The sequence below is a fragment of the Bradyrhizobium niftali genome (assembly GCF_004571025.1).
GTDB classification, from domain to species: Bacteria; Pseudomonadota; Alphaproteobacteria; order Rhizobiales; family Xanthobacteraceae; genus Bradyrhizobium; species Bradyrhizobium niftali.
The window spans coordinates 14,503-38,277 of record NZ_SPQT01000033.1 but is presented as its reverse complement, the minus strand read 5'-3'; the positions used below and the strand labels follow the sequence as shown (position 1 = coordinate 38,277).

General features: G+C 64.1%; 25 protein-coding genes and 1 tRNA gene. 14 read left to right on the top strand and 12 right to left on the bottom strand.

Features of this window, described 5'->3' with window-relative positions; translation table 11 throughout:
* Positions 1 to 18: 18 nt before the first annotated feature.
* From E4K65_RS38735 to E4K65_RS38715, 5 genes are all read left to right on the top strand, one after another.
* Positions 19 to 1,428 (top strand): adenylate/guanylate cyclase domain-containing protein, encoded by a 1,410-nt coding sequence (locus E4K65_RS38735; protein ID WP_135178576.1) that lies wholly within the window; start codon positions 19 to 21, stop codon positions 1,426 to 1,428.
* 292 nt (positions 1,429 to 1,720) lie between these two features.
* Complete coding sequence (locus E4K65_RS38730) at positions 1,721 to 2,209, top strand: tellurite resistance TerB family protein (protein WP_135178575.1); 489 nt, start codon at positions 1,721 to 1,723, stop codon at positions 2,207 to 2,209.
* Positions 2,210 to 2,436: 227 nt separating this feature from the next.
* Positions 2,437 to 3,216: an SDR family NAD(P)-dependent oxidoreductase gene (locus E4K65_RS38725; RefSeq protein ID WP_027543863.1), complete on the top strand. Its 780-nt coding sequence runs from the start codon at positions 2,437 to 2,439 to the stop codon at positions 3,214 to 3,216.
* 132 nt (positions 3,217 to 3,348) lie between these two features.
* Positions 3,349 to 4,152, top strand: a complete 804-nt coding sequence (locus E4K65_RS38720; RefSeq protein ID WP_135178574.1) for a glutamine amidotransferase — start codon at positions 3,349 to 3,351, stop codon at positions 4,150 to 4,152.
* Between the two features lie 101 nt (positions 4,153 to 4,253).
* On the top strand, positions 4,254 to 5,066 hold the full coding sequence (locus tag E4K65_RS38715; protein WP_135178573.1) for an enoyl-CoA hydratase: 813 nt from the start codon (positions 4,254 to 4,256) through the stop codon (positions 5,064 to 5,066).
* Between the two features lie 339 nt (positions 5,067 to 5,405).
* Here E4K65_RS38715 and E4K65_RS38710 read toward each other — a convergent pair.
* Positions 5,406 to 5,481, bottom strand: a tRNA-Ala gene (locus E4K65_RS38710).
* Between the two features lie 206 nt (positions 5,482 to 5,687).
* Between E4K65_RS38710 and E4K65_RS38705 the strand changes: the two genes are divergently transcribed.
* The 3 genes from E4K65_RS38705 to folD are packed head-to-tail and all read left to right on the top strand — an operon-like array spanning position 5,688 to position 7,233.
* A complete protein-coding gene (locus tag E4K65_RS38705) occupies positions 5,688 to 5,978 on the top strand; it encodes a YggT family protein (protein ID WP_008539240.1) in 291 nt (96 codons plus the stop codon).
* 15 nt (positions 5,979 to 5,993) lie between these two features.
* Positions 5,994 to 6,347, top strand: coding sequence for a DUF167 domain-containing protein (locus E4K65_RS38700; RefSeq protein WP_135178572.1), 354 nt, complete (start codon positions 5,994 to 5,996; stop codon positions 6,345 to 6,347).
* 1 nt (position 6,348) lies between these two features.
* Positions 6,349 to 7,233, top strand: a complete 885-nt coding sequence (gene folD / locus E4K65_RS38695) for a bifunctional methylenetetrahydrofolate dehydrogenase/methenyltetrahydrofolate cyclohydrolase FolD (RefSeq protein ID WP_135178571.1) — start codon at positions 6,349 to 6,351, stop codon at positions 7,231 to 7,233.
* Between the two features lie 88 nt (positions 7,234 to 7,321).
* Here the strand turns inward: folD and ppa are convergent, their stop codons facing one another.
* Together ppa and E4K65_RS38685 are read right to left on the bottom strand one after the other, a co-directional pair.
* Positions 7,322 to 7,858 carry an inorganic diphosphatase gene (gene ppa / locus E4K65_RS38690; RefSeq protein ID WP_092189393.1) on the bottom strand — a complete coding sequence of 179 codons (537 nt, stop codon included), beginning with the start codon at positions 7,856 to 7,858 and terminating at the stop codon, positions 7,322 to 7,324.
* A 179-nt stretch (positions 7,859 to 8,037) separates the two neighbouring features.
* Positions 8,038 to 8,547, bottom strand: a complete 510-nt coding sequence (locus tag E4K65_RS38685) for a GNAT family N-acetyltransferase (protein ID WP_008136728.1) — start codon at positions 8,545 to 8,547, stop codon at positions 8,038 to 8,040.
* Between the two features lie 266 nt (positions 8,548 to 8,813).
* Between E4K65_RS38685 and E4K65_RS38680 the strand changes: the two genes are divergently transcribed.
* The 5 genes from E4K65_RS38680 (at position 8,814) to E4K65_RS38660 (ending at position 12,872) form a co-directional block, all read left to right on the top strand.
* The gene (locus tag E4K65_RS38680) at positions 8,814 to 9,704 is read left to right on the top strand and encodes a dienelactone hydrolase family protein (RefSeq protein ID WP_135178570.1); all 891 of its coding nucleotides are present in this window, start codon (positions 8,814 to 8,816) and stop codon (positions 9,702 to 9,704) included.
* Complete coding sequence (locus E4K65_RS38675) at positions 9,701 to 10,168, top strand: DUF2269 family protein (protein WP_135178569.1); 468 nt, start codon at positions 9,701 to 9,703, stop codon at positions 10,166 to 10,168. The genes E4K65_RS38680 and E4K65_RS38675 overlap by 4 nt, the downstream gene beginning before the upstream one ends.
* Before the next feature lie 7 nt (positions 10,169 to 10,175).
* On the top strand, positions 10,176 to 11,495 hold the full coding sequence (locus tag E4K65_RS38670) for an SDR family oxidoreductase (protein WP_167771499.1): 1,320 nt from the start codon (positions 10,176 to 10,178) through the stop codon (positions 11,493 to 11,495).
* Complete coding sequence (locus tag E4K65_RS38665; RefSeq protein ID WP_135178567.1) at positions 11,495 to 11,902, top strand: thiol-disulfide oxidoreductase DCC family protein; 408 nt, start codon at positions 11,495 to 11,497, stop codon at positions 11,900 to 11,902. The genes E4K65_RS38670 and E4K65_RS38665 overlap by 1 nt, the downstream gene beginning before the upstream one ends.
* A gap of 271 nt (positions 11,903 to 12,173) precedes the next feature.
* Positions 12,174 to 12,872 (top strand): HNH endonuclease, encoded by a 699-nt coding sequence (locus tag E4K65_RS38660; protein ID WP_235885922.1) that lies wholly within the window; start codon positions 12,174 to 12,176, stop codon positions 12,870 to 12,872.
* Here E4K65_RS38660 and E4K65_RS38655 read toward each other — a convergent pair.
* The 7 genes from E4K65_RS38655 to E4K65_RS38625 form a co-directional block, all read right to left on the bottom strand.
* Positions 12,869 to 14,116 carry a flavin monoamine oxidase family protein gene (locus E4K65_RS38655; protein ID WP_135178565.1) on the bottom strand — a complete coding sequence of 416 codons (1,248 nt, stop codon included), beginning with the start codon at positions 14,114 to 14,116 and terminating at the stop codon, positions 12,869 to 12,871. The genes E4K65_RS38660 and E4K65_RS38655 overlap by 4 nt on opposite strands.
* 172 nt (positions 14,117 to 14,288) lie before the next feature.
* Positions 14,289 to 16,115 (bottom strand): translational GTPase TypA, encoded by a 1,827-nt coding sequence (gene typA / locus E4K65_RS38650; protein ID WP_135178564.1) that lies wholly within the window; start codon positions 16,113 to 16,115, stop codon positions 14,289 to 14,291.
* Positions 16,116 to 16,360: 245 nt separating this feature from the next.
* Entirely contained in the window at positions 16,361 to 16,636 is a 276-nt protein-coding gene (locus tag E4K65_RS38645; RefSeq protein WP_135178563.1) for a hypothetical protein, read from the bottom strand.
* 12 nt (positions 16,637 to 16,648) lie between these two features.
* Positions 16,649 to 16,804 carry a hypothetical protein gene (locus tag E4K65_RS49865; RefSeq protein ID WP_347340982.1) on the bottom strand — a complete coding sequence of 52 codons (156 nt, stop codon included), beginning with the start codon at positions 16,802 to 16,804 and terminating at the stop codon, positions 16,649 to 16,651.
* A 98-nt stretch (positions 16,805 to 16,902) separates the two neighbouring features.
* Entirely contained in the window at positions 16,903 to 18,348 is a 1,446-nt protein-coding gene (locus tag E4K65_RS38635; protein WP_135178561.1) for a radical SAM protein, read from the bottom strand.
* Positions 18,329 to 19,045, bottom strand: coding sequence for a prolipoprotein diacylglyceryl transferase (locus E4K65_RS38630; protein ID WP_167771509.1), 717 nt, complete (start codon positions 19,043 to 19,045; stop codon positions 18,329 to 18,331). The genes E4K65_RS38635 and E4K65_RS38630 overlap by 20 nt, the downstream gene beginning before the upstream one ends.
* 89 nt (positions 19,046 to 19,134) lie before the next feature.
* Positions 19,135 to 19,902, bottom strand: coding sequence for a Crp/Fnr family transcriptional regulator (locus tag E4K65_RS38625; RefSeq protein WP_135178559.1), 768 nt, complete (start codon positions 19,900 to 19,902; stop codon positions 19,135 to 19,137).
* A 187-nt stretch (positions 19,903 to 20,089) separates the two neighbouring features.
* On the opposite strand from E4K65_RS38625, the gene E4K65_RS38620 reads away from it, so the two are divergent.
* Positions 20,090 to 20,473: a response regulator gene (locus E4K65_RS38620; RefSeq protein WP_235885921.1), complete on the top strand. Its 384-nt coding sequence runs from the start codon at positions 20,090 to 20,092 to the stop codon at positions 20,471 to 20,473.
* A gap of 24 nt (positions 20,474 to 20,497) precedes the next feature.
* On the opposite strand, the gene E4K65_RS38615 is transcribed toward E4K65_RS38620, so the two are convergent.
* Together E4K65_RS38615 and E4K65_RS38610 are read right to left on the bottom strand one after the other, a co-directional pair.
* Positions 20,498 to 22,039: an alkaline phosphatase D family protein gene (locus tag E4K65_RS38615; RefSeq protein WP_167771507.1), complete on the bottom strand. Its 1,542-nt coding sequence runs from the start codon at positions 22,037 to 22,039 to the stop codon at positions 20,498 to 20,500.
* Positions 22,040 to 22,204: 165 nt separating this feature from the next.
* Positions 22,205 to 23,650 carry a TAXI family TRAP transporter solute-binding subunit gene (locus E4K65_RS38610; protein WP_135178556.1) on the bottom strand — a complete coding sequence of 482 codons (1,446 nt, stop codon included), beginning with the start codon at positions 23,648 to 23,650 and terminating at the stop codon, positions 22,205 to 22,207.
* Positions 23,651 to 23,775 lie beyond the last annotated feature (125 nt).

The window sequence follows — 23,775 nt, the reverse complement described above, 5'->3', positions numbered from 1 at the left end:
CCTAGATAGAGTTACGCCATGAGCGACATCCAGGCCCAGTTTTCCGTTCTGAAGCAGACCGCCGATCCGAAGGCGGTCGATGAAATTGCGCGCCTCATCGAGGACGGCGAGGATCATGAGCTCAACCGCGTCAATGTCCTCGATTTCGCCAGGCAGCATGGTGTCGACGAAGAGCGCGCGATCTCCGCCTTCCTGCATGCGGCGCGGCTCGGGCTGTTTGATCTCGGCTGGAACGTGCTGTGTCCGGGCTGCGGTGGCGTGCTCGGTGCTCACGCGACGCTGAAGGCGCTCAAGCCGGACGATTACCACTGCGCACTCTGTGCCTGCGGCTACAAGGCCTCCGTGGACGACCAGGTCGAGGTTTCCTTCACCGTGAATCCACGCGTCCGGCGCATCGCGGCGCACGACCCGGATACGCTTCCGGTGTGGGAGTACTTCAAGCAGGTGTTCTGGAGCTCCGGCGTCGACTTCAACAAGGAATCGTTTGCGACGCTGGCCAACGAGGTGACGCTGGATACGATGGAGCTGCCGGCCGGCGAGAAGGCGACCATGTCGCTGCAGCTGCCGAACGACTTCATCATCATCTTCGAGCCGGTGACGCACTCCGCTCATTTCATCGACGTGCAGGGCGAGCCGACCAAGGATCGCCAGCAGTTCGCGATCATGTACAACAGGGTGCAGGCGCCAACGGGCACCACGACCATGCGGCCGGGCCCGCTGCGGCTGTCGCTGGAGAACCAGGCCGGCGTGCGTGTGCTGCCGTCGGTCTTCATCGCGGCCGAGGCGCTTCATCACCTCATCGGCAAGCGCAAGCCGTTCCTCACCGCCAAGCGGATGTTGTCGAACCAGACGTTCCGCGATGTGTTCAAGGCGGACAATCTCAGTGTCGACCAGCGGCTCCAGATCACGTCCCTGACATTTCTGTTCACGGATCTGAAGGGATCGACCGCGCTCTACGAGCGGGTGGGCGATCTCGCCGCCTTCGATCTCGTGCGCGCGCATTTCCATGCGCTGCTCGAGATCATCTCCTCCGAGAAGGGCGCGGTGGTGAAGACCATCGGCGATGCCGTGATGGCGACCTTCATCCGTCCCGAGCACGCGATCGTCGCGGGCCTGCGGATGCGCGCGGCGATGGACGAGCTCAACAAGCAGCGCGGCACCGCTGACCTCATCGTCAAGATCGGCATCCATGAGGGGCCGTGCCTCGCGGTGATGCTCAACGAGCGTCAGGATTATTTCGGCCAGACCGTCAACATCGCCGCGCGCGTGCAGAGCCTGTCGACCGCACAGGAGATCCACATCACGGGGCCAGTGCTGGATGCGCCGGCCGTGGCGGAAGTGCTGGAGCAGCGCGCGATCAAGCCGATCCAGAAGCAGGCCGCATTGCGCGGCATCGCCGACAAGATGGTGGTGTACGAGATACCGTGAGTTGGTGTCGTCCCGGCGAAGGCCGGGACCCATACCGCGTGATTTCTGAAGTGGGCAGGCTGGTCGTCGCCAAAGTCTTCGCCAAACCACAGCCTGTGGTTATGAGTCCCGGCCTTCGCCGGGACGACATCTGAGGACTTGGCTTGCTCTACGCCAAAATCACAGCCCTCTAGATTGCCGAAACGTAATGCCGCGCCCGGAGCTGACACACGTTGCGCCGGTTGAGTTTCCCGCTCATATAAGGCTGGTAGACGCCGCGCCCCCGCGGCGTCATCGATTTCGGTAGGACTTCATGCTCGACGGCTTGCGCCAATTCATCGCCGACATTGTGGCTCCCCAAGCCCAGGACCGCGCATTCGGCGACAGCGATTATCGGCTGGCGGCGACCGCGTTGCTGGTCCATGTGGTCTCGCTCGACGGCCAACCGACGGCGGCCGAGCAGCGCAAGCTGCACAGCCTGATCGAAAGCCATTTCGGGCTTGATCGCGGCACCGCCGATCGTTTGATCGCCGATGCAACCCAGGTCGAGGGCGAGGCGGTCGACCTCTATCACTTTACCAGCGTCATCATGCGCTCGCTCGACGAAGCGGGCCGTAAGCGCATCGTCCAGATGATGTGGGAGCTGGTCTATGCCGACGGCCAGGTCTCCGAGTTCGAGGACAACGTGGTCTGGCGCGCCTCCGACCTGCTCGGGATTGCCCAGCGCGACCGGATCGACCTGAAGCACGCCGTGGCGGACCGCGCCGGTAGCCAGGTGAAGGACGGCGCCGTCGGCGGCTGATTGCGTCCAACACGGCGGGTGGCCGGTTGTGCAGATCACATGACGAAACTTTAATGTAGCCCCCGGCCGCCTTGTCCCGGGTTTGCCGGCAAATCTGTGGGTTTTCTGCCCTCTCTGGTGCCCACTCAAGCGGCCATGCTGTCAGCGCCGCTTGCCTGTCACGTACGGCCTATGCTCTCGTTCCGTCATTGCAGGCCTAAAAAACTTCAATTCAAGAGACTTCGATCGTGACTGAGCGGGTAACGTTGATCACCGGTGCCTCGGCGGGCATCGGCACGGAGCTGGCGCGGGTGTTCGCCGCGAATGGACACCGTCTCGCGCTGACGGCGCGGCGTGCGGACCGGCTCGAGGCGCTCGCGAACGAGCTCGCCGCCAAGGGCGGCAAGAAGCCGATCGTCATCGCCTGCGATCTTCAGGAAGCAGACGCCGGAGAAAAGATCGCGGCAGCGCTCGCCGCCGAAGGTGTCGAGCTCGACCATCTCGTCAACAATGCCGGCTTCGGCGTGTTCGGCGATGCAATCGAGTGCGATCGCGACGAGCAGGTTGGCATCGTCGATGTCAACGTCCGGGCTCTGACGGATCTGTCGCTGCGATTTGCCGATCAGCTCGTCAGGAACAAGGGCGGTCTTCTCAATGTCGGCTCGATCGCCGGCTTCCTGCCCGGCCCCGGCATGGCGGTCTATTACGCGTCCAAGGCCTATGTGATTTCTCTCACCGAGGCCTTGCGGGCGGAGCTCGCGCCGCGCGGCGTCCGCGTCACCGTACTTTGCCCGGGTCCGGTGCCTACCGAATTCCAGGCGCGCGCCGGCGTTGGATCCGGACATAATACGGCCCTTCTCAATGTTCCTGCCTCCGACGTTGCACGGGAGGCCTATCGTGGGCTGATGGCAAATAAACGGGCAGTGCTGCCCGGTCTCGGCATCAAGATTGTTCCATTCGCGCTGCGTTTCTTTCCGCGCGGCTTCATTTTGTCCGCCACCAGTCGCTTCCAGCGGCAGAGGCACTAGAGAACGCTCGAAGCGCCCGTCGTGGCCCGGAGCTTGCTTCCTTAATCGGTGTCGTGTGTGCGCGAACTCACACGATGTTAACCATCGCTTAGCTATGCTGGCGGTCTGAACCGATTAGCATTTGGAAAGGCAATGTCGTTCCGGACGGACAGGTTTGGTGGCGCGGAATTGGTGCCCTTCCCGAAGAGAAGGGCCCCTGGCGCATCTGCTGCTCGTCCTGAAGCCCGGTTGCCGGTTCTGATTGTCCTGCACCAGGAATCCTCGACGCCCGGCCGTGTCGGCAATGCGCTGCGCGCGCTCGGCCATCGCCTCGACATCCGCCGTCCCCGCTTTGGCGATCCCCTTCCACAGACGCTCGATCAGCATGCCGGCGCCGTGGTTTTCGGCGGCCCCATGAGCGCCAACGATCCCGACGACTACATCCGCCGCGAGATCGACTGGATCGAAATTCCGCTCCGCGAACAGCGGCCGTTCCTCGGCATCTGCCTCGGTGCGCAGATGCTGGCGATGCAGCTCGGGGCCCGCGTCGCGCCGCATGCGGAGGCCCTGACCCAGATCGGCTACTACCCGATCCGCCCGACGGCCGCGGGCCACGCGCTCTGCCCGGCCTGGCCGGCGCAGGTCTATCACTGGCACCGCGAGGGATTCGAACTGCCGGCCGGCACTGAGCTGCTTGCGGAAGGCGATGATTTTCCGGTGCAGGCGTTCCGCGCCGGCAACGCCTTCGGCGTGCAGTTTCATCCTGACGTGACCTACGCCATGATGCATCGCTGGACCACGCGCGGCTATGACGGGTTCAGCGCGCCCGGTGCGCGCGAGCGGCATCATCATTTCGCGGACCGTGCCGTGTACGATGTCGCAGAACGCGCCTGGCTCGATCACTTCATCAATGGCTGGCTGACGCGCCGGCCGCTGCTGGCGCAAGCCGCCGAGTGATCGCGCAAACAGCGCGCCGGCCCTTGCTTCATCCCTGGATATGCTAGGCTCGCTCCCAACGAGCGCGCGCGAAATTGCGCCGGCAGACAAGGGAGAGCGTCATGGCCTATGAACACATTCTCTATGAGGTGAGCGACAAGGTCGCAACCATCACGCTCAACCGCCCGGACCGCATGAACGCGTGGACGCCGACGATGGAGCGCGACGTGCGCCATGCGATGGAAGCATCGAGCGCCGACGACAATGTCCGCGTCATCGTGCTCACCGGCGCGGGCCGCGCCTTCTGCGCCGGCGCCGACATGGATGCGTTGAAAGGGCTCGACCCCGACGACGTCAGGCGCGCATCGAACCTGCCGCCCTTCGACATGAATCGCCGTCCGGACTGGCAGACGCGTTACGGCTTCTATCCGTCGATCGGAAAGCCCGTCATCGCCATGCTCAACGGCGCGACCGCGGGCATCGGCCTCGTGCACGCGCTCTATTGCGACCTGCGCTTCGCCGCCGACAATACCGTGTTCACGACCGCCTTCGCGCGGCGCGGCCTGATTGCCGAGCACGGCATCAGCTGGATGCTGCCGCGCATCGTCGGCCATGCCAACGCGATGGATCTGTTGCTCTCGGCGCGCCGTGTTTCGAGCGACGAGGCGCTGCGGATCGGGCTGGTCAACCGTCTCTGCTCGCCGGAGAAGCTCCGCGAGGAAACCTACGCCTATGCGCGCGACCTCGCCGATTTCGTCTCGCCGAGCGCGATGGCCGTGATCAAGCGCCAGCTCTACGAGGTGCCGTTCCAGACGCTGGCCGAGGCCACGATCGACGCCAACCGGGAGATGATGGTGGCGCTGGGCGGCAGCGATTTCCGGGAGGGCGTCGCGAGCTTCATGGAGAAGCGGCCGCCGCGGTTTACGGGGAGGTAGGGGGAGATTCTAACAGTCCGTCTTCGCCCTTTGGGCTTCGCCGGACACCACGCTTCACCCTTTGGGCTCCCCGTGGCTGCGCCACGCGTAGCCCGAGCGGTCTTGGCCAAGTTTGTTGACTTGCTGAAATGGTCCGTCTTCGCCCTTTGGGCTTCGCCGGACACCACGCTTCACCCTTCGGGCTCCTCGTGGCTGCGCCACGCGTAGCCCGAGCGGTCTTGGCCAAGTTTGTTGACTTGCTGAAATGGTCCGTCTTCGCCCTTTGGGCTTCGCCGGACACCACGCTTCACCCTTCGGGCTCCTCGTGGCTGCGCCACGCGTAGCCCGAAGGGCGAAGCGTGGTGGAGCCAGGCGGGATCGAACCGCCGACCTCGTCATTGCGAACGACGCGCTCTCCCAGCTGAGCTATGGCCCCGTTTGCTGGCCGCTCTGGTAAACGCGGCCGACAACCGGGCGCCATTTAAGTCCCTGCCAAGGTCAAGTCAAGGACGGGCGTAACGCGGTTTTAGCCATTCCGGCGCCCGAACTTCCCTTGTTTGGGCCGGGGGGAACCGATATCTAGCAAAAGGCGTCAATCCCGACCGCAGCCAGTGTTTTCAAAAGCCAGAGTCTTCAAAAGCCATGCGTGCCGTTCTCGACATCGTCATCATCGTGCTCGACCTCTACGTCTGGCTGCTGATCGCCTCCGCGATCCTGTCCTGGCTGATCGCTTTCAACGTGGTGAACACCCGCAACCAGTTCGTTTCGGCGGTGGCGGAGTTCCTCTACCGGATCACCGAGCCGCTGCTGGCGCCGATTCGCAATTTCCTGCCCAGCCTCGGCGGGCTCGATATTTCGCCGATCATCCTGATCCTGCTCATCATGTTCATCGAGCGGGTGATCCTGTATTACATCTACCCGAACGTGATCTAGGCAGGCTGGAGCGCCTTGGTTGCCAACGACGCTTGCAAGGAACCCTGGCGTTACTCGGCCGCGGGCATCAGCATCGCGTTGCGGGTGACGCCGCGCGGCGGCCGCGACGACATCGACGGGATCGAGCGGCTGGCCGATGGCCGCAGCGTGCTCAAGGTGCGGGTGCGCGCGATCGCCGATGGTGGCGAGGCCAACAAGGCCGTCTTGGTCCTGCTGGCGAAATCGCTTGGCGTCCCCAAGGCCAGCGTAAAACTCCTGTCCGGAGCGACCTCGCGGCTGAAGCAGATCGCGGTCGACGGCGATCCGGCGCGGCTTGGCGAAGCCCTGCGCCGGCTTGCTTCGGCCAAATCGACAGACCAAGGGAACTGACATGACGGCCAAGATCATCGATGGAAAAGTCATTGCCGCGGACCTCCGGGCGCGCGTGGCCGACGAGGTCGCCCGCGTCAAGCGCGAGCACAATCTGGTGCCGGGCCTTGCGGTGGTCCTGGTCGGCAACGACCCGGCGAGCGAGGTCTATGTCCGCTCCAAGCAGACCCAGACCCAGGCCGCCGGCATGGCGTCGTTCGAGCACAAGCTGCCGGCCGACGTGTCGCAAGGCGATCTGCTGGCGCTGGTCGCAAAACTCAATCGCGATCCGGCCGTGCACGGCATTCTGGTGCAGCTGCCACTACCGAAGGGTCTGAACACCGAGGCCGTCGTCAACGCCATCGATCCCGCCAAGGACGTCGATGGCCTGCATCCGAACAATGCCGGCCGGCTTGCCGGCGGCTTGGAGGCGCTGTCACCTTGCACGCCGCTCGGCTGCATCATCCTGACCAAGAGCGTTCACGCCTCGCTCGAGGGCATGAACGCTATCGTCATCGGCCGTTCCAACCTGGTCGGCCGCCCGCTGGTGCAGTTGCTGCTGAACGAGAACGCCACGGTGACGATCGCGCATTCGCGCTCGCGCGATTTGCCCGGCCTCGTGAGGCGCGCCGATCTCGTCTACGCCGCGGTCGGCAGAGCCGAGATGGTGCGCGGCGACTGGCTGAAGCCCGGCGCGACCGTGATCGACGTCGGCATCAACCGGATCCCGAAGGACGACGGCAAGACGCGCCTCGTCGGTGACGTCGCCTATCAGGAAGCGCTCGCGGTGGCCGGCGCCATCACGCCCGTGCCGGGCGGCGTCGGCCAGATGACGGTCGCGTGCTTGCTGGTGAATACGCTGCGGGCCGCTTGCGCGATCGCGGGGCTGGCGAAGCCGGCGGTGTAGCTGTTCGTCATTCCGGGGCGATGCGCAGCATCGAACCCGGAATCTCGAGGTTCCGGGTTCGCCTCTTCGAGGCGCCCCGGAATGGCGATCAGCCCTTCTTCTTCTTCTCGCGGTCCATGCCTTCGAGGATCAGCTTGTGCGCGTCCTCCGGGCCGCCCCAGCGCAAGATCTTCACCCATTTGCCCTTCTCGAGATCCTTGTAGTGCTCGAAGAAGTGCTGGATCTGCTGCAGCGTGATGTCCGGCAGGTCGGAATAGGTCTTCACCTTGTCGTAGCGCTGCGTCAGCTTCGACGACGGCACGGCGAGAATCTTCTCGTCGCCACCGGCTTCGTCTTCCATGAACAGCACGCCGACCGGGCGCACGCTCATGACGGCGCCGGGGATGATGGCGCGGGTGTTGACGATCAGGACGTCGCAGGGATCGCCGTCGTCCGACAGCGTGTGCGGAATGAAGCCGTAGTTACCGGGGTAACGCATCGGCGTGTAGAGGAAGCGGTCGACCACCAGCGTGCCGGCCTCCTTGTCCATCTCGTATTTGATCGGTTCACCGCCCACGGGGACTTCGATGATGACATTGACGTCCTGTGGGACGTTCTTCCCGATCGAGACCGCATCGATACGCATTCAAGGCTCCGTTGTTGCCGAGGTTAAATCGCGCCCGGCAGCGATTTGGGCGCTGTCATACGCGGGCTTGGCCCCCCAATCCATCGTGTTTTTGTGAAATAATGAATCCAGCGATCACCGGCACAAGCGGCAAACGGTATCGACGGATGGGAAACGCTGCCGGCTAGACTTTCAGCAGCTCAATTGGTCCAAGCGAAGGCAACCTTGTCGAGCGACTTCGGCCCGAATCGTTCCGAAGAACGCGCCACCATGCGGCCGCCCAGGGCCCGGTAGAACTCGGTCGCCGGATCGTTGTCCGAGAGCGCCCACACAACCATGCTCTTCAGCCCGCTCTGCATCAGATCGCGGCGGGCGGCGGCGAACAGGCGACGGCCAAAGCCGAGGCCCTGGAATTCCGGCCGCAGATAGAGCTCGTAGATCTCGCCGTCGAAGTGCAGACTGCGGGCACGGTTACGGCCGTAATTGGCATAGCCCGCAATCTTGTCGCCGAACACCAATACGCTGACGCGGCTGCCCTTGCGGATCGCGCTGTCCCACCACTGCGGACCGCGGCGGTTGATCAGCTTCTCCAGCTCGGCGCCGGGAATGATGCCCTGATAGGCCGAGCGCCAGGCTTCGTCATGGGTTGACGCCACCGCAGTTGCATCTGCGGCTTTGGCCGGCCGGACCTCGATCAGGGTTGTGCTCATGGACACGATCAAATCAAGTCGCCGCGTCGGCGGCAAGACCTAACGTTAATTATCGGTTAACCTGTGGACTTTCTGCATCAGTATTTAACGGTTGTTGTACCGAAAGAGGACAAGGCGCTGCCTTGAACGGCAACGAACTGCCATGTGTCGGTGCAAAACTCCGTTGCGGCAACCAATGAACGGCGATGGCAACGCAGAAAGTCCGCCCAGGATGATTCGTTCCCGTTAGTGTGGCCCTCGCTGTCCGTGTTCGCCTCCGGCAATTCATGCGGCTCTTCAACATCCTTGCGCTCCTTTCTCTGCTGGCCCTGCTGACCGCGCCGCCTCTGTGCGCTCAGGTCACGTTCGGTGCATCGGGCGAGGAAGGCGAGCCGTTTCGCCGGCAGGAATGGCGTGTGCCGTCGCCGGATAGCGACATTGCCGCGCATGCGCTGCTGTTTCGCCCGTTCGGAGCCGGCCCATTCCGACTTGCGGTCATCGCGCATGCCTCGACGCAGAATGTGTTGCGTCGCGCACAAATGCCGCAGCCGGAATACCGCGCGCTCGCAGCCTTCCTTGTCGCGCGCGGCTTTGCCGTGCTGGTGCCGGAACGGCTCGGCCATGGTGCAACCGGTGGTCGCTATGTCGAGGACCAGGGCGGCTGCGACGAAGCGGACTACGCGCGCTCGGGTCGTGCGACGGCCGGAGAAATTTCGCTGGCACTGGACCATTTGCGAAAGCAGGATTTCATCCGCCGGGATGGCGCGATCGTGGTCGGCCATTCCGCCGGTGGCTGGGGCGCGCTGGGCCTCGCCAATGCCGATCCGAAGGCGATCTCCGCGATCACAGTGTTTGCGCCGGGGCGCGGCGGCCATGCCGATGACGAACCGAACCGGATCTGTGCGCCACACACGCTTCTCGCGGCTGCCGCTGAATTCGGCAAGGCGGCGCGCATTCCCGTTACATGGCTCGTTGCGGGCAATGACAGCTATTTCCCGCCGGCATTTTCGAAGTCGCTGGCAGATGCATTTCGCGGCGGTGGCGGCAAGGTCGATTTCCGCGCACTGCCCGCGGCGGGCAGCGAGGGGCACTGGATGATCGAAACCGAAGCCGGCGTCAAAGCCGCCAGCAGCGAACTCGAGCGCGCGCTGAAGCCGGCGTTGGCGAAGAAACCATGACGCTGTATTTCCTGGTCAAATACCTGCACGTGCTTGGCGCCATCGTCATCCTCGGCACCGGCACCGGCATCGCCTTCTTCATGCTGATGGCGCATCGCACGAACGATGTGGACTTCATTGCGCGCACCGCTTCGGTGGTGGTGATTGCGGACGCCATCTTCACGCTGTCAGCGGTGATCTTGCAGCCGGTCAGCGGCGGCCTGCTGATGATGCTCTCGGCCACGTCGTTCACGGAGCGTTGGCTGCTCGTTTCGCTCGCGCTCTATGCCGTCGCAGGCCTGTTCTGGATCCCCGTCGTCTTCATGCAGATCGAGATGCGCGATCTCGCGCGCAAGGCTTCCGAGCAGCGCACCGTCCTGCCGGAGCGTTACTTCGTCTTGTTCCGCCGCTGGTTCGCGTTCGGTTTCCCCGGCTTCGGCGCGACGATGTTGATCCTCTGGCTGATGGTCGCCAAGCCGTTTTGAGGGAATGATGAACCAGCGAACCATCCTGGTGCTCGGCGCCTCCGGCCTGATCGGCCGCTTCGTCACCGACGATCTGCGCGCGCGAGGCATTCGCGTCGTCGGCGTGGCGCGCAGCCTGTCGCCCGCGCAGAAGATGAGCGCGCTGGACATTGAGCTGCCGATCCTCTCGCTCGATGCAGGCGCGCTGACGCGCCTGCTGCGCGAGCAGGCCGTGGATGTCGTCGTGAATTGTCTTGGCGTGCTGCAGGATGGGCCGGGCAGCGACACAGGCGCGGTGCATCGCGATTTCGTCGCGCGTCTGCTTCAGGCGATCGGCGGCAGCGGCCGCGCGATCCGCCTCGTGCACATCTCGATTCCGGGAATGGCCGAAGCCGACCGCACCGCTTTCGCCACGACCAAGCGCGAAGCCGAACGGTTGATCGCGGCCTCCGGAATTGACCACGCCATCCTGCGGCCCGGCTTCGTGGTCGCACCGTCAGCCTATGGCGGCAGCGCCATGCTGCGCGCGCTCGCGGCCTTTCCACTCGACTTGCCGCGCGCGGAGATGGCGATGCCGTTCCAGCCCGTCGCCGTCGAGGACATCGCTGCCACCATCGCCTGGCTCGCCGCGCGCGACAGCGACGATGCATCCGTGAAATCAGTGAGCTGGGACCTGATGCTATCAGAGCCGGTCACCATGGCTGGCGTCATCAAGCATTTTCGGCTCGCGTTCGGCACGGCTGGTTGGCCACGCGTCACGATGCCGTCCTTCATGCTCGATCTCGGCGCGAAAATCGGCGATTTCGCCAGTCATCTCGGCTGGATGCCGCCGATGCGCTCCACCGCCATCGCCGAGCTGCGCCGCGGCGTGCGAGGTGATCCCTCGGCGTGGATTGCCGCCACGGGCATCGTGCCGAAGACGCTGACCGAGACGATCGGGCGCCACCCCGCCACCATCCAGGACAAATGGTTCGCGCGGCTGTTCCTGGTCAAGGCGCTGATCTTCGCGAGCCTGGTCGCGTTCTGGCTCGTCTCCGGCTTCATCGCGCTGTTCGTCTCCTACCGCGCCGCCGCCGGCATTCTGAGCGCGCACAATTTTCCGCCTGCGCTGGTCGATCCCATCACCATCGGCACCAGCCTGATGGACATGAGCATCGGCGTGCTGATCGCCTTCCGCCGCACCGCGGCGATCGGCCTGGGTGCAGGCATCGCCGCCTCGCTCGGCTATATGTTCGGCGCGGCGATCCTCACGCCGGATCTCTGGATCGAGCCGCTCGGTGCGCTGGTCAAGACGGGACCGGCGATCGTTTTGATGTTCGTCGCGCTCTTGATGTTGGATAATCGCTGATGCCAAAATGGCCCGACGACGACGTGATCCTGTTCGACGGCGTCTGCATCTTCTGCTCGCGCTGGGTCCGCTTCGTGGCAAAGCGCGATAAGGCGAAGAGGTTTCGTTTCACGCCGATCCAGTCGGACTATGGAACGCGGCTCGCACGAACGTTCGGCATCGATCCTGATGATCCCGACACCAACGCCGTGATCCACGGCGGCGAGGCGTTCATGAAGTCGGATGCAGCGCTGACGGTGCTGTCGCAATTGCCGGGATGGGGTTGGGTGCGCATGCTATTCGCCGTGCCCAAGCCACTGCGCGATGCGGTGTACAGCCTCATCGCCCGCAACCGCTATCGCATCTTCGGGAAGTATGATTCCTGCTTCGTGCCTGATGCGGAGTCGCGGGCGAGGGTGATCGAATGATTTTGGTTGTGCTGAGAATCTGCTGTTAGTCTATAAGGAGACAAACCTCGGGAGCTATAAAGTCTAGGGAATGTCGAAGGCAGTTCTCACAACGAAAGTAACTCCGGGGTACAAAGACCTGCCAGAGGTCCGCTACCATTTTCCTCGTACCTATCTCAATCAGGTTCAGCAGGCGGTCGGAGACTATGTTCTCTATTATGAGCCCAGGCGCACGACAGTAGAGCTATCGAGCTTCGGTGGGCGGCAATCGTACTTCGGAGTCGCTCGCATAGTGAACCTCATCGAAGACAAGAACAAAGCAGATCACTACTACGCTCTCGTAGATGACTATCTGGATTTCGACCGACCGGTGCCCTTCGCTGAGGGCAGCCATTACTACGAAAGCGCCCTAAGAAAGTCAGATGGAAGTACTAACAAGGGTGCTTTTGGTCGGGCTGTTAGGTTGATACCGGATACGGAGTTCGATCAGATTTTGAAAGCCGGATTCGCGCCGATCCTCGGAGAGGGGCCGCCGCGCCATCAGTCGCGTCAATTCGAAATATCTGAGCCGAACACTCCCTTCGAACGCCCAATCATCGAGATGACAATTTCGCGTCCATTCCGCGAAAAGTCATTCATGTACAACGTTCGCGCTGCGTACGAGAATCGATGTGCGATGACCGGACTCCGACTTATCAATGGAGGCGGCCGCCCTGAAGTTCAGGCGGCGCACATTCAGCCCGTAGCAGAGAAGGGGCCCGACTCGGTTCGCAATGGGCTAGCGCTTTCCGGAACGGTACACTGGATGTTTGACCGAGGTCTTGTCTCGATAGGAGATGACTACAAAATCCTAACCGCGGAAAATCATGTGCCGGGCGACGCCCTGCGGCTCCTCAATCAAAGCCGCACGATTAATCTGCCAAATGATCCAGCGTTCTACCCGAACGCACTCTTTCTAAAATTTCATAGAGACAAAATATTCAAGGGCTAGCGATTCCCAATCGCCGCCAGCACTTCCGTCGCCGCCCGCTCTCCTGAATCCCGCGCCCCATGCGCCGTGGTGAAGAAGTTCGGCGACGTCGCTTCTCCGGCAAAGAACAGTCGGCCATCCACCGGCGCCGCCAGGACCGCCCGATCCCCTGCATGCCCCGGGAGCGCATGTGAATACGAGCCTCGGGCAAAGGGATCACGCGCCCAGCGCGACTCATACAGCGGCTTCAGCTTGCGGCGGATGTCGTTGCCGAGAAAGCCCGCGATCTCGTTGATGCTCTGCGCGGCAATCGCGCCTTCGCCGGCGTCCTCAAGCTCCCTTGCAAAACTGCCGCCGAAAAAGCCTTCGATGCAGGGCTGGCCGAACGGGCGGATGTGGTAGGTGCCCATCGCGGTGCGCATAGTGGCGCCGCGCAAATTGCCTTCCCTAGGGAAGGCGTCGGCATCGCTAAGCGCCAGTGTCACCTTGTCGTCGACGCCGAGCGGCAGGCCGGCTGCGGCATCGACCTTGGCCGGGAGCTGTGGCGAGAAGCGGATCGCCTCATCGGCGATCAGATTGGTCGGCACGGTGACGATCACCTTGCCGGCGGTCAGCGTGCCCTGCGACGTCTCGAGGCGGACGTGCTGGCCGGAATGATCGATCAGCGTGACCATGCAGTTCAGCGCCACCGGGCAGGGCGCGCCATAGGCCGCAACCAGCGTGCCGTAGCCGCGGCGGATGCGCCAGTTGAAGTTGGTGTCCTCATAGGCATCCCAGTCGAGCGTCGACATGTCCTTCAGCTCGCAGCCGTTGATGTAGGTCGAGATCGCGTCGATCATCGGGTTCCAGCGATTGCCGGGCTCGAGGCTCAGGCTCGCGGGCTCGTCCTTGCCCTTTTGCGCGGCCTGCCAGAGGCGCTCATAGAACGCGTCCATCGCGCGCATGAATTCGTCGCGCTGGCTCTGCGGAAACGCGTTACCGAAGGCGCGCTCGCGCCAGGGCGGCAGGTCCTTGTTGACCTCGAAATCGAGCTGCTTTGCGATTGCGACGAAGGAGTTTTGATCCGCCGAATGCAGCCAGCCGCAGCCGACGTCGAACGTCACCTCGGGCGAGGCCTGCACGGTCCAGGCGCGGCCGCCGAGCCGGTCCCGCGCCTCCAGCACGATGGCGGAGAGGCCTGAGCCCGCCAGCGCGTGCGCCGCGCCAAGCCCGGCGGCACCGGCGCCGATGATCGCGACATCAACGGAGGAGGGAAGGGAGCTCATGGGCGGGCTCTAGCACGTTCGCTGGGGGTGCTGAAGCCGTCACGTGCACAGCTGTCATCACCCGCGAAAGCGGGTGATCCAGTATTCCAGAGACAGTAGTCGTCTACTGAGAAGTCGCGGCGTACTGGGTGCCCCGGTCAAGCCGGGGCACGACAGTCATTAAGAGCGTAGCTTACGCCACCGCTTCCTTGGACTTCTCCGCGCGCTTGCGCTCGTTCGGGTCGAGGTGCTTCTTGCGCAGGCGGATCGACTTCGGGGTGACCTCGACGAGCTCGTCGTCCTCGATATAGGCGAGCGCCTTTTCCAGCGTCATGCGGATCGGCGGGGTCAGGCGCACGGCTTCGTCCTTCGACGTCGTGCGGATGTTGGTGAGCTGCTTGCCCTTGAGCACGTTGATCTCGAGATCGTTGTCGCGGGTGTGCTCGCCGACGATCATGCCCTTGTAGACCTTCCAGCCCGGCTCGATCATCATCGGGCCGCGATCCTCCAGCTTGAACATGGCGTAGGCCACGGCCTCGCCCTGGTCGTTGGAGATCAGCACGCCGTTGCGGCGGCCCTGGATCTCGCCCTTGTACGGCGCGTAGCCGTGGAACAGGCGGTTCATGATCGCGGTGCCGCGGGTGTCGGTGAGCAGCTCGCCCTGGTAGCCGATCAGGCCGCGGGTCGGCGCGTAGAACACCAGGCGCAGGCGGTTGCCGCCGGACGGCTTCATCTCGACCAGCTCGGACTTGCGCTCGCTCATCTTCTGCACGACGACGCCGGAATGCTCCTCGTCGACGTCGATCACGACTTCCTCGATCGGCTCCATGGCGGCGCCGGTGGCTTCGTCCTTCTGGTACACGACGCGCGGGCGCGACACCGAGAGCTCGAAGCCCTCGCGGCGCATGGTCTCGATCAGGATCGCGAGCTGCAATTCGCCGCGGCCCGAGACTTCCATCGCGTCCTTGTCGGCGGCTTCGACGACGCGCAGCGCGACGTTGCCTTCGGCTTCGCGCAGCAGACGGTCGCGGATCATGCGGCTCGTCACCTTGTCGCCTTCAGTGCCGGCGAGCGGGGAGTTGTTGACGATGAACGACATCGACACGGTCGGCGGGTCGATCGGCTGTGCCGGCAGCGGCACCTCGACGCTCGGATCGCAGAAGGTGTCGGCGACCGTACCCTTGGTCAGGCCCGCGATGGCGACGATGTCACCGGCTTCGGCTTCCTCGAGCGGCGTGCGCTCGAGACCGCGGAACGCGAGAATCTTGGTGATACGCCCGGTCTCGACCAGCTTGCCGTCGGCATGCAGCACCTTGACCTGCTGGTTCGGCTTGAGCACGCCGGAGGAGATGCGGCCGGTGATGATGCGGCCGAGATAGGGATTGGCCTCCAGGATGGTGCCGATCATCCGGAACGGACCTTCCTCGACCGTCGGCGGCGCGACGTGGCGCAGGATCAGGTCGAAAAGCGGCTCCATGCCCTTGTCCTGCGGACCCTCGGGGCTCTCGGCCATCCAGCCCTGCTTGGCCGACCCGTAGAGGATCGGGAAGTCGAGCTGCTCCTCGCTGGCATCGAGCGCCGCGAACAGGTCGAACACCTCATTGATGACTTCGGTCGGGCGCGCGTCGGGGCGGTCGACCTTGTTGATGACGACGATCGGCTTCAGGCCGACCTTGAGCGCCTTGGAGACCACGAACTTGGTCTGCGGCAGCGGACCTTCGGCGGCGTCCACCAGCACCAGCGCACCGTCCACCATGTTGAGGATGCGCTCGACCTCGCCGCCGAAATCGGCGTGGCCGGGGGTGTCGACGATGTTGACGCGGGTGTCCTTCCACTGCACCGAGGCCGCCTTGGCCAGGATGGTGATGCCGCGCTCACGCTCCAGGTCGTTGGAGTCCATGGCGCGATCGGTCACCTTCTGGTTCTCGCGGAACGTGCCGGACTGCTGGAGGAGTTTGTCGACCAGGGTCGTCTTGCCGTGGTCGACGTGGGCGATGATGGCGACGTTGCGGAGGTTCATGAGTGAGCTTCTTTACGTTCGAACAATGGGTTAAGCGCGATCTCGCCGGTCAGACCGGGACCTCTTCACGGACAACGCTGGAAACGTGGAAAACGGGGCCTGTTTCGCCCAAAAAGGAAGCCCGGTCAGCTCGACCGGGCACCCTACGCGTTTGCGGCGCAATATATGCAAAAACCGCCAAAAAACAATGTGTTCTTTGCTGGTTGGTTGACTGAATTTTGTCCGGGGATTCCCGGGGCTTAAGGCTAGGTTCCGGGATGGGTGGGGGCGTTCCGCCCCTTGATGGCCGCCCAGATCAGGGCGACGCCTCCGATGCCGACGACCAGTCCCAGGAAGACCAGTGGCGCGATGTCGGAGGCGATCCTGCCGTCCTCAAACACCGACATTCCGCCAAACAGGAGCGCGCAGAGGCCCGGCAGCAGCATGAGGACGCCGAAGCCTGTCATCAGGGCGGTCAGGCAGCCGCCGCGCTGGTTCGGCGGCGGCAGCGAAAGCGGAGGCGGGGGTTCGATGTTGCTCATGATGATGCGACGCTACTGCCGGGGCTTGGGTGGGGTCGCCGCGCGGATGAAGAGGAAGATCGCAATTCCGATCAGGACAAACCCAATCAGGACAAAGGGGGCGCCTTGGCCGCCGAATGCCAGGAAGCACAGGCCGGGGAAAAGCAGCACCACGCCGGCGACCACCATGAAAGCGGTCAGGCAACCGTCGCGCCGTGGCGGCGCTAGCGGAGGCGCGTCCGCTTGAAGCGGCGGCTTCGGAGTCGGAGGAGGCGCACCGGTATCGCTCACCGCGGCACCTCTTCGCCCTGCCTCACGTCCCGATACGTCTGCCCGGCCAGCGCCGCGCGGATGCCGTCGATCTTTCCGTCGCGGTAGAACAGATTGTAGGTGTCGAACGGAATGATCGCACCCTGCTCCGTCACGAAATGGATGCAGCTTCGTTTGACGTTGCCGACGCAGAAATTGAAGCGGTCGAGAAACTGCACGATGGTGACGCGGAACACGTTCTCGTAAGAAAGTCCTTCCGGCACCTCGAAGCTCGGCAGGCAGCACAGCAATTCGCAGACCCGTTCGGAGGTGTTGAGCGGCCCCGACGACAGCGAGAACAGGTCGACGAATTTTTCCCGCAGCACCGGATATTTCTCCGGGCTGATGGTGTTGGGCATCACCGCAACCAGCTGCTCCTGCGGAATCAGCGACGTCAGCGGCAGCACCTTCTCGCCGTTGCGCAGGCCGTAGCCGATCGAGATGCTCTCGGGGTTGCAGGGCAGCGGGATCATGTCCTTGTCGCCGAAAACGCCGGTCTCGACGACGCGCTTGCGAATCTCCGACAGCATGATGCGATCGGTGGTCTTGTCGAAATTCTCGTTGCGGCCGGCATCCTGCACCGGCTGGAGCGTGACGCCGCGAACGCATTTCCATGTCAGCGCGTGACGCACGATGTCGCCGATCTCGGCATCATTGACGCCGCGCTTGATGGTCGCCACCAGCGTGGTCGACACGCCGAAATGCTCGAGATTCTCCAGCGCCTGCTGGCGGATCTTGCGCAGGTCCGCGCCGCGCAGATTGACCAGTGCATCGCGCTGCAGCGAATCGAACTGGAGATAGACCTCGAGCCCGCGCTTGTTCTCGGCGAGCCGCGCCACGAAATCCTTTTCGCGGGCGATGCGCAGGCCGTTGGTGTTGATCATGACATGGCGGATCGGGCGGGCACGCACGGCGTCCAGGATCTCGAAGAAGTCCGGGTGCAATGTCGGCTCGCCGCCGGAAATCTGCACGAGGTCGGGTTCGCCCTCGCTGGCAACCAGCGCGTCGAGCATCTTCTCGACCGTCGCGAGCGGGGTGAATTTGGTTCGCGTTGGCGCGGATTCGGCGAAGCAGACCGGGCAGGTGAGATTGCAGTGCTCGGTGATCTCGATCAGCGCGAGGCAGGAATGCTGCTCGTGGTCCGGGCAGAGGCCGCAATCATAGGGGCAGCCGAATTCGGTGCGGTGCTGGAATTGCAGCGGGCGGTCGCCCGGCTTGATGAAGTCCTTGCACAGACGCCAATAGGCCGCGTCGGTGGACACGAGCGTCGACTGGACGCCGTGCTCCCTGCACCGCTTTTCGTACCAGACCTCGTTGTCGAGGATCTGGATCTTGGTCGGCACCAGCTTCAGGCAGATTTCGCAAAGGGATTGGGTCTGGCCCCAGAAGACGTAGGGGCGCGACTTACGCAACGGCGCGTTCATGCACAGGTCTCGCTTTGGGCGCCGTCGCCAGCATGATTGCGGCGTAGAGCAGGATGGACAGCGACAGCAGGTGAAACAGCGTGAGGGGGCCGATCAGCGTGCCATAGGGCTTGAGGAATTCCCACAGGAAGCGCTGCGCTCCATAGTAGAGCAGAACCAGGTAGAAACCATTGGTGATCGCGAACGCGCTCCGGTTCAAGACCGCCAGCACGTAGAGCAGCGCGAACACGCCCATCGCGGCGCTCTCGTAGAGCTGCACGGGATGGCGGAGAACGCCGTCGCCGAAATCATGGCCCCAGGGCAATGCCGTCGGCGTGCCGTAGGTGAAATCGTCGAGGCCCGCAAAATAGCAGCCGACCCGTCCGATCGCGATGCCGAGGGCCAGCGGCAGCGCAAACCGGGCGCCTGTGCGCAAGGCGATGCCGGCGGTCCATTTGTAGAGCTCGACCGCCACGATGCCGCCGGCAAGCGCGCCCTCGACCGAGCGCGCAAGGCCGCCCTCGCCCGACAGCCACAGATTGGCGGACCCGAACAGATAGGCGCCAAGGCCGGCGCCGAACACCAGCGCGGCGATGTAGGGCAGCTCGAAGGATTGCGCCGGAAACCGCAGGCCCTGTCGCGACAGCCAGTAGACCGCCGCCCCCGCCGCCAGCCACGCCGCAACATCGAAGACAGTGTGAAGGAATGCCCCGCTCATGCGGAGCGGGTATAGCACGGCGGACGTGCGGTGTCGCACGCCGGCATCCTCCCGCAGAGCGGCAGCTCAGGGGGAGCACGCCGGAGAGGTTAGCCGGTGCTGCTCGCCTCCTCCGTCGGGTAGACGCCGCGCAGCACTTCCTCGAAATGGGTTTTCACCGCCTCGTTGCAGAGGCAGGCGCGCTGGCGCAGGCCGTCGCGGTTGCGGACCAGGATCGAGCCGCGCCGCGTGTCGAGGATGTCTTCGGCCCTGAACGATTGGAGCACGCGGCTCGCATAGCTGCGTCCGACCCCGAGCAGCGTCGCGAGCTGCTCATGCGTCAGCGGCACGCTGCTCTCGTCGCCGGTGCGCTCCATCGCCGCCAGGATCCATTTCGCCGTGCGCTGCTCGATCGAGTGGATCGCGTTGCAGGCGGTCGACTGGAAGATCTGCGCCAGCATGCAGTCGGCATAGCGGGCGAAGATGTTGCGCAGCGAGGGCGAGCGCAGCTTGGCCGCCTCCAGCTTGCCGACGTGGATGCGCGCAAACGGCCCGCCGAATTTCACGCAGATGCGGGTGTAGGCCGGCAGAAATCCCTCGCTGACGATGCCGCCGACCGCGCCTTCGCGGCCGACCAGGATGGTCTCGACGTCGCGGCCGTCTTCGTTGGGAACGAGAAAGGTCGCGAGCGACGGCCCGCAGGGAAAGTGCACGACCTGGACATCGTCGCCGGGACTGTAGAGCAGCTCGTTGGCCGCGGCATCGTTAACGATGACGTGTGGCGCGAGCAGCGCATAGTCGGCCGGACTCAAGCGTCGCAGCAGATTGTTGGCTGGCCGGCTGCCGACCTCCGTCGCCTTCCCGATACGCGCGTCCATTGTAAATCCCCTGCTCTCCTTTCAACACTAGCCAGTCTCGATCACCGGCTGTGTGCACAAGTGGACAGACGTAAGAACTGTTCTGTGGTGGGTTTCGTTCCGGGAACCCTCCGGTGCGCTGGGCGCAGGCGTCGGGATGAGGCTGTCCTTGATCGGTAAGAACATGCAGCCCTCAATAGCCAGGATCATGATACCTGCTTCCCCGGACGGCTCGTCCGACGTCCCCCCCGATGTCCTGATCGTCGAGGACGATCCGATCATTGCGATCGATTTCGAGGATCGCCTGCTCGGATTTGGCGTGACGAGCGTGCGCACCGTGGGATCGGTGGCGCAGGCGCTGGCCGCGATCGCGGCGCGCGCGCCCGACTTCGCACTGCTCGACGTCGAGCTCAGCCGCGAGAAAAGCTTTGCCGTCGCCGAGCGGCTGGCGGCCCTGGAAATTCCCTTCGTCTTCGTCACCGGCTATGGCGACGAGACGCGGATCGCTCCCGATTTCGTCAACCGGCCGCGTTTGCAAAAGCCGTGCTCGAGCGATGCGCTCGAGGCCGCGCTGCGGTCGCGCGGTTCATGACGCTCCGCTCTGGCTGAGGCGGCTTCAGGCGAGCTTCGGATCCAGCGTCGTCGACCACAGCGCGACGTCGGCGCGGTCGCGCAAGGTCACCGTCATCTGGCCGGAGGCGCCGTCGATCTTGACGTGACCGAAGAACTGCATGCCGGCCGACGGCGGCAGGTTCTGGCTGTCCTTGCCGGGCGCCTTGACGAAGCGCACCTCCGGCCCAAACGTGTTGTCGAGCTCGTTCGGACCGAAGGTGCCTGCGTGCAGCGGGCCCGAGACGAATTCCCAGAACGGCTCGAAATCCTGGAATTGCGCCTTGTTCGGGTCGTAGTAATGCGCGGCGGCATAGTGCACGTCCGCGGTCAGCCATACCGTGTTGCTGATCGGTGCCATCTTGATGAAGCGCAGGATGTCGGCGATCTCGAACTCGCGGCCACGCACCGGGCCGTCGCTCTGCGCAATCGCCTCCGATCCGCCCTTCGGCGTGTCCGAGACGACGAGGCTGAGCGGCATGTCGGAGGCGATCACCTTCCAGGTCGCACGCGAGTTGAGGAGGCCGCGCTTGAGCCAGGTGATCTGGTCCGGGCCGAGGAAGTAGCTGGCGGGGCCGTAGGCGGTTTCGAGATTGGCGCCGTTCGGGCCGCGATAGCTGCGCTCGTCGAGCACGAACACGTCGAGATGCGGGCCGTAGGAGATCCGGCGATAGACGCGGCCCGGCTCAACGATGCTCTCGCGCATCGGATACATCTCGTGAAAGGCGCGGCCGGCGCGGGCTGCGAGCAGCGAGATGTCGCGCACCTTGTAGGACGCCGGCAACTCCTTCGACAGTGACCAGTTGTTGGTCACCTCGTGGTCGTCCCACTGCACGAAGATCGGCACTTCGGCATTGAAGGCGCGGACGTTGTCGTCGGTGAGATTGTATTTGTGCGCGGCGCGGTACTCGTCCAGCGTCTCCGCGACCTTGGCCTTTTCGGGGATGGTGACGTTCTTCCAGGTCTTGCCGTCGGCGAGTTTGACTTCGGATTGAATAGGGCCGTCGGCGTAGATGGTGTCGCCGGAGTGCAGGAAAAAATCCGGGCGATGCTTGCGCATCGCGGAGAAGGTGAACATGCCGCCGTCATCAGGATTGATGCCCCAGCCTTGCCCTGCGACGTCGCCGCCCCAGACGAAGCTGACGTCGCGACGGTCGGCCGGAGCGGTGCGGAAGCGGCCGATGACGGCTTCGCCCTCGATCGCGCTGTGCGAGAGGTCGCGGAAGCGGACGCGGTAGAAGATGTCCTGTCCGCCCGGCAGGTTCTCGATCAGCATCTTCGCTGTGAAGTCGCTCTCCGGCAGCGCCGCGATCGGCGGCAGCGCACGCGCGTCCTTGAAGGACTCGGTCGTGGCCACCTCGACCAGCATCTGCGATGGCCGGTCAGTGCGCGCCCAGACCACGCCACCGTCGACCGTGACGTCGCCGGACTGAACGCCATGCGTAACCGCCGGCCGGTCGGCCGCGCGCGACAGGTGCGGCATCGCGATCGCGCCGAGCGCACCGGCCCCGGTGGTGAGAAAACGGCGGCGGGAGAATTTGATGTTCATGGCGGCTTCGCTGGTTGTCTCGTGCGCATCTCGCGTCGTCATTCCGGGCCGTCCGAAGGACCGGACCCGGAATCTCGAGATTCCGGATTCGCGCTACGCGCGCTCCGGAATGACGGTAAAGTCTATATTGAGACAATGTGACGCAGCGATTACGCGGGCAAGCGTTTACGCGTTGCCGGCGGCCCTGAATTGCGCACCTGCGCGCTGCAGGCTTTGCGGCATGGCAAACAGCACGGCCTTGCGGTCGGCGACGGCGGCGTGGAACTGGTCGAGCACGATGTTGATGGCGGTGAGCCCGCCCTCTTCGATTGCGCCGTGATCGAAGCAGCGCAGCGTGTCGCGCAAGATTTCGTCAGCCTCGGTTTGCATCTGGTCGAGCTCTTCCGTCGTCTCGCTCTTGCGCGCCGCCGCGATCATGTCGAACAAGCGGTCGCGCAAGTGGCTGTTGTTGTCGCGTTCGTCCTTCTTCAGGTAGCCCGCGAACCAGGCGCCGAGCGAGCCCATCGCCGAGAGCGCCATCAGGGTCCACCAGATGTAATCGCTGTATTTGTCGAGGAAGGTCTTTTCCTCGCCGTCGACGAAGGCGGCTGCGCCCGGATGCACGGGAATCACCGCATCCTTGTCGGTGTCGGGCGTCTCGATCTTCGCCGCCATCGGGAATTCCGCCACCAGTTGCTGGCGCACGGCGAAGAGCTGGCGCGTGAACGCCGCGATGGTGGTGTCGGACACGGCTTTGCGCGCCACGATGTGGTGCGAGAAGCTGATGGTCTTGACCTCGTCGTCGGGACGATCGGGCGAGCCGCCATAGGTGCCGGCGGGAATCTCCGACGCTTCATAGACCGGATGGTTCTGCGCAATCGCATCCGCGGAATCGATCGCAAGGAAGGTCGGCGTGCCGCTGTCCTTGGCGGAAGCCGCGATTACGTCCGACGTGATCTTGCTGTTGACCGGGCCGGCCGCGAGATAGGCATCGGCCTTCTGGGTCTTGATCGCCTCGGCGGCTTCGTTGGCCGGGTACTGCACGATCTCGACCTTGGCGGGATCGACGCCGTATTGCTGGAGGATCACCTTGAGCAGGTTGACGTTGGCCTGGGTGCGGCCGACCACGCCGACGCGATGGCCGGCGAGCTGCGCGATCTTGGTGATCTTGGCGCCCTTCTTCTTGCCCTTGCCGGGCACGGACCACAGCACCACGACGTTCTTGCGCAGGGTCGCGACGGCTTGCGCATTCTTCGGCACGTCGACGTCGCCGCGCACGATGGCGAGATCGACCTTGTTTTCCGCGAGCGCATCGGCGCTGGCGGTGGCGCCGTCGGTCTGGATCGGGCGTAGCCGCACATAGTTCTTGTGCTGCGCGAAAGCCTGCGTCAGCGCCTGCACGACCTTGAGGTCGTCGCTATTGGCCGGACCGACCGCGATCTTCAGCGTCACAGGGCGCATCGCGAAATAGTAGCCGCCGACAAGCGCGCCGATGATCGCAAGCACCAGCGCCAGAGACACGAGTGCCGTCTTCCGCGCCGATGATCGCGGCGAAGGCGGGGTGGGCGCTTCGGCCAGGTCCAATCCCCCGGTCATCGATCTCCCAAACAGGCGCTTGAGGCTCAGTTTCATCTTGGCCGGCGATTTACGCCCGCAATTGTAGCAAATTTCTTGTCCGGCGGGGTTACTTCTCCGTCATGGTTAGCGGATGGGGCAAATCCCGCATGAACCCGGGCGTAAGCACGGTGTTAGGGTAA

What these genes read in the sequence shown, in the direction of transcription:
- E4K65_RS38735 (WP_135178576.1), top strand. Translation starts at nt 19, where the DNA reads ATGAGCGACATCCAGGCCCAGTTTTCCGTTCTGAAGCAGACCGCCGAT.
- E4K65_RS38730 (WP_135178575.1), top strand. Translation starts at nt 1,721, where the DNA reads ATGCTCGACGGCTTGCGCCAATTCATCGCCGACATTGTGGCTCCCCAA.
- E4K65_RS38720 (WP_135178574.1), top strand. Translation starts at nt 3,349, where the DNA reads ATGTCGTTCCGGACGGACAGGTTTGGTGGCGCGGAATTGGTGCCCTTC.
- E4K65_RS38715 (WP_135178573.1), top strand. Translation starts at nt 4,254, where the DNA reads ATGGCCTATGAACACATTCTCTATGAGGTGAGCGACAAGGTCGCAACC.
- E4K65_RS38705 (WP_008539240.1), top strand. Translation starts at nt 5,688, where the DNA reads ATGCGTGCCGTTCTCGACATCGTCATCATCGTGCTCGACCTCTACGTC.
- folD (WP_135178571.1), top strand. Translation starts at nt 6,349, where the DNA reads ATGACGGCCAAGATCATCGATGGAAAAGTCATTGCCGCGGACCTCCGG.
- ppa (WP_092189393.1), bottom strand. Translation starts at nt 7,858, where the DNA reads ATGCGTATCGATGCGGTCTCGATCGGGAAGAACGTCCCACAGGACGTC.
- E4K65_RS38685 (WP_008136728.1), bottom strand. Translation starts at nt 8,547, where the DNA reads ATGAGCACAACCCTGATCGAGGTCCGGCCGGCCAAAGCCGCAGATGCA.
- E4K65_RS38680 (WP_135178570.1), top strand. Translation starts at nt 8,814, where the DNA reads ATGCGGCTCTTCAACATCCTTGCGCTCCTTTCTCTGCTGGCCCTGCTG.
- E4K65_RS38675 (WP_135178569.1), top strand. Translation starts at nt 9,701, where the DNA reads ATGACGCTGTATTTCCTGGTCAAATACCTGCACGTGCTTGGCGCCATC.
- E4K65_RS38670 (WP_167771499.1), top strand. Translation starts at nt 10,176, where the DNA reads ATGAACCAGCGAACCATCCTGGTGCTCGGCGCCTCCGGCCTGATCGGC.
- E4K65_RS38665 (WP_135178567.1), top strand. Translation starts at nt 11,495, where the DNA reads ATGCCAAAATGGCCCGACGACGACGTGATCCTGTTCGACGGCGTCTGC.
- E4K65_RS38655 (WP_135178565.1), bottom strand. Translation starts at nt 14,116, where the DNA reads ATGAGCTCCCTTCCCTCCTCCGTTGATGTCGCGATCATCGGCGCCGGT.
- typA (WP_135178564.1), bottom strand. Translation starts at nt 16,115, where the DNA reads ATGAACCTCCGCAACGTCGCCATCATCGCCCACGTCGACCACGGCAAG.
- E4K65_RS38645 (WP_135178563.1), bottom strand. Translation starts at nt 16,636, where the DNA reads ATGAGCAACATCGAACCCCCGCCTCCGCTTTCGCTGCCGCCGCCGAAC.
- E4K65_RS49865 (WP_347340982.1), bottom strand. Translation starts at nt 16,804, where the DNA reads ATGGTGGTCGCCGGCGTGGTGCTGCTTTTCCCCGGCCTGTGCTTCCTG.
- E4K65_RS38635 (WP_135178561.1), bottom strand. Translation starts at nt 18,348, where the DNA reads ATGAACGCGCCGTTGCGTAAGTCGCGCCCCTACGTCTTCTGGGGCCAG.
- E4K65_RS38630 (WP_167771509.1), bottom strand. Translation starts at nt 19,045, where the DNA reads ATGAGCGGGGCATTCCTTCACACTGTCTTCGATGTTGCGGCGTGGCTG.
- E4K65_RS38625 (WP_135178559.1), bottom strand. Translation starts at nt 19,902, where the DNA reads ATGGACGCGCGTATCGGGAAGGCGACGGAGGTCGGCAGCCGGCCAGCC.
- E4K65_RS38620 (WP_235885921.1), top strand. Translation starts at nt 20,090, where the DNA reads ATGATACCTGCTTCCCCGGACGGCTCGTCCGACGTCCCCCCCGATGTC.
- E4K65_RS38615 (WP_167771507.1), bottom strand. Translation starts at nt 22,039, where the DNA reads ATGAACATCAAATTCTCCCGCCGCCGTTTTCTCACCACCGGGGCCGGT.
- E4K65_RS38610 (WP_135178556.1), bottom strand. Translation starts at nt 23,650, where the DNA reads ATGAAACTGAGCCTCAAGCGCCTGTTTGGGAGATCGATGACCGGGGGA.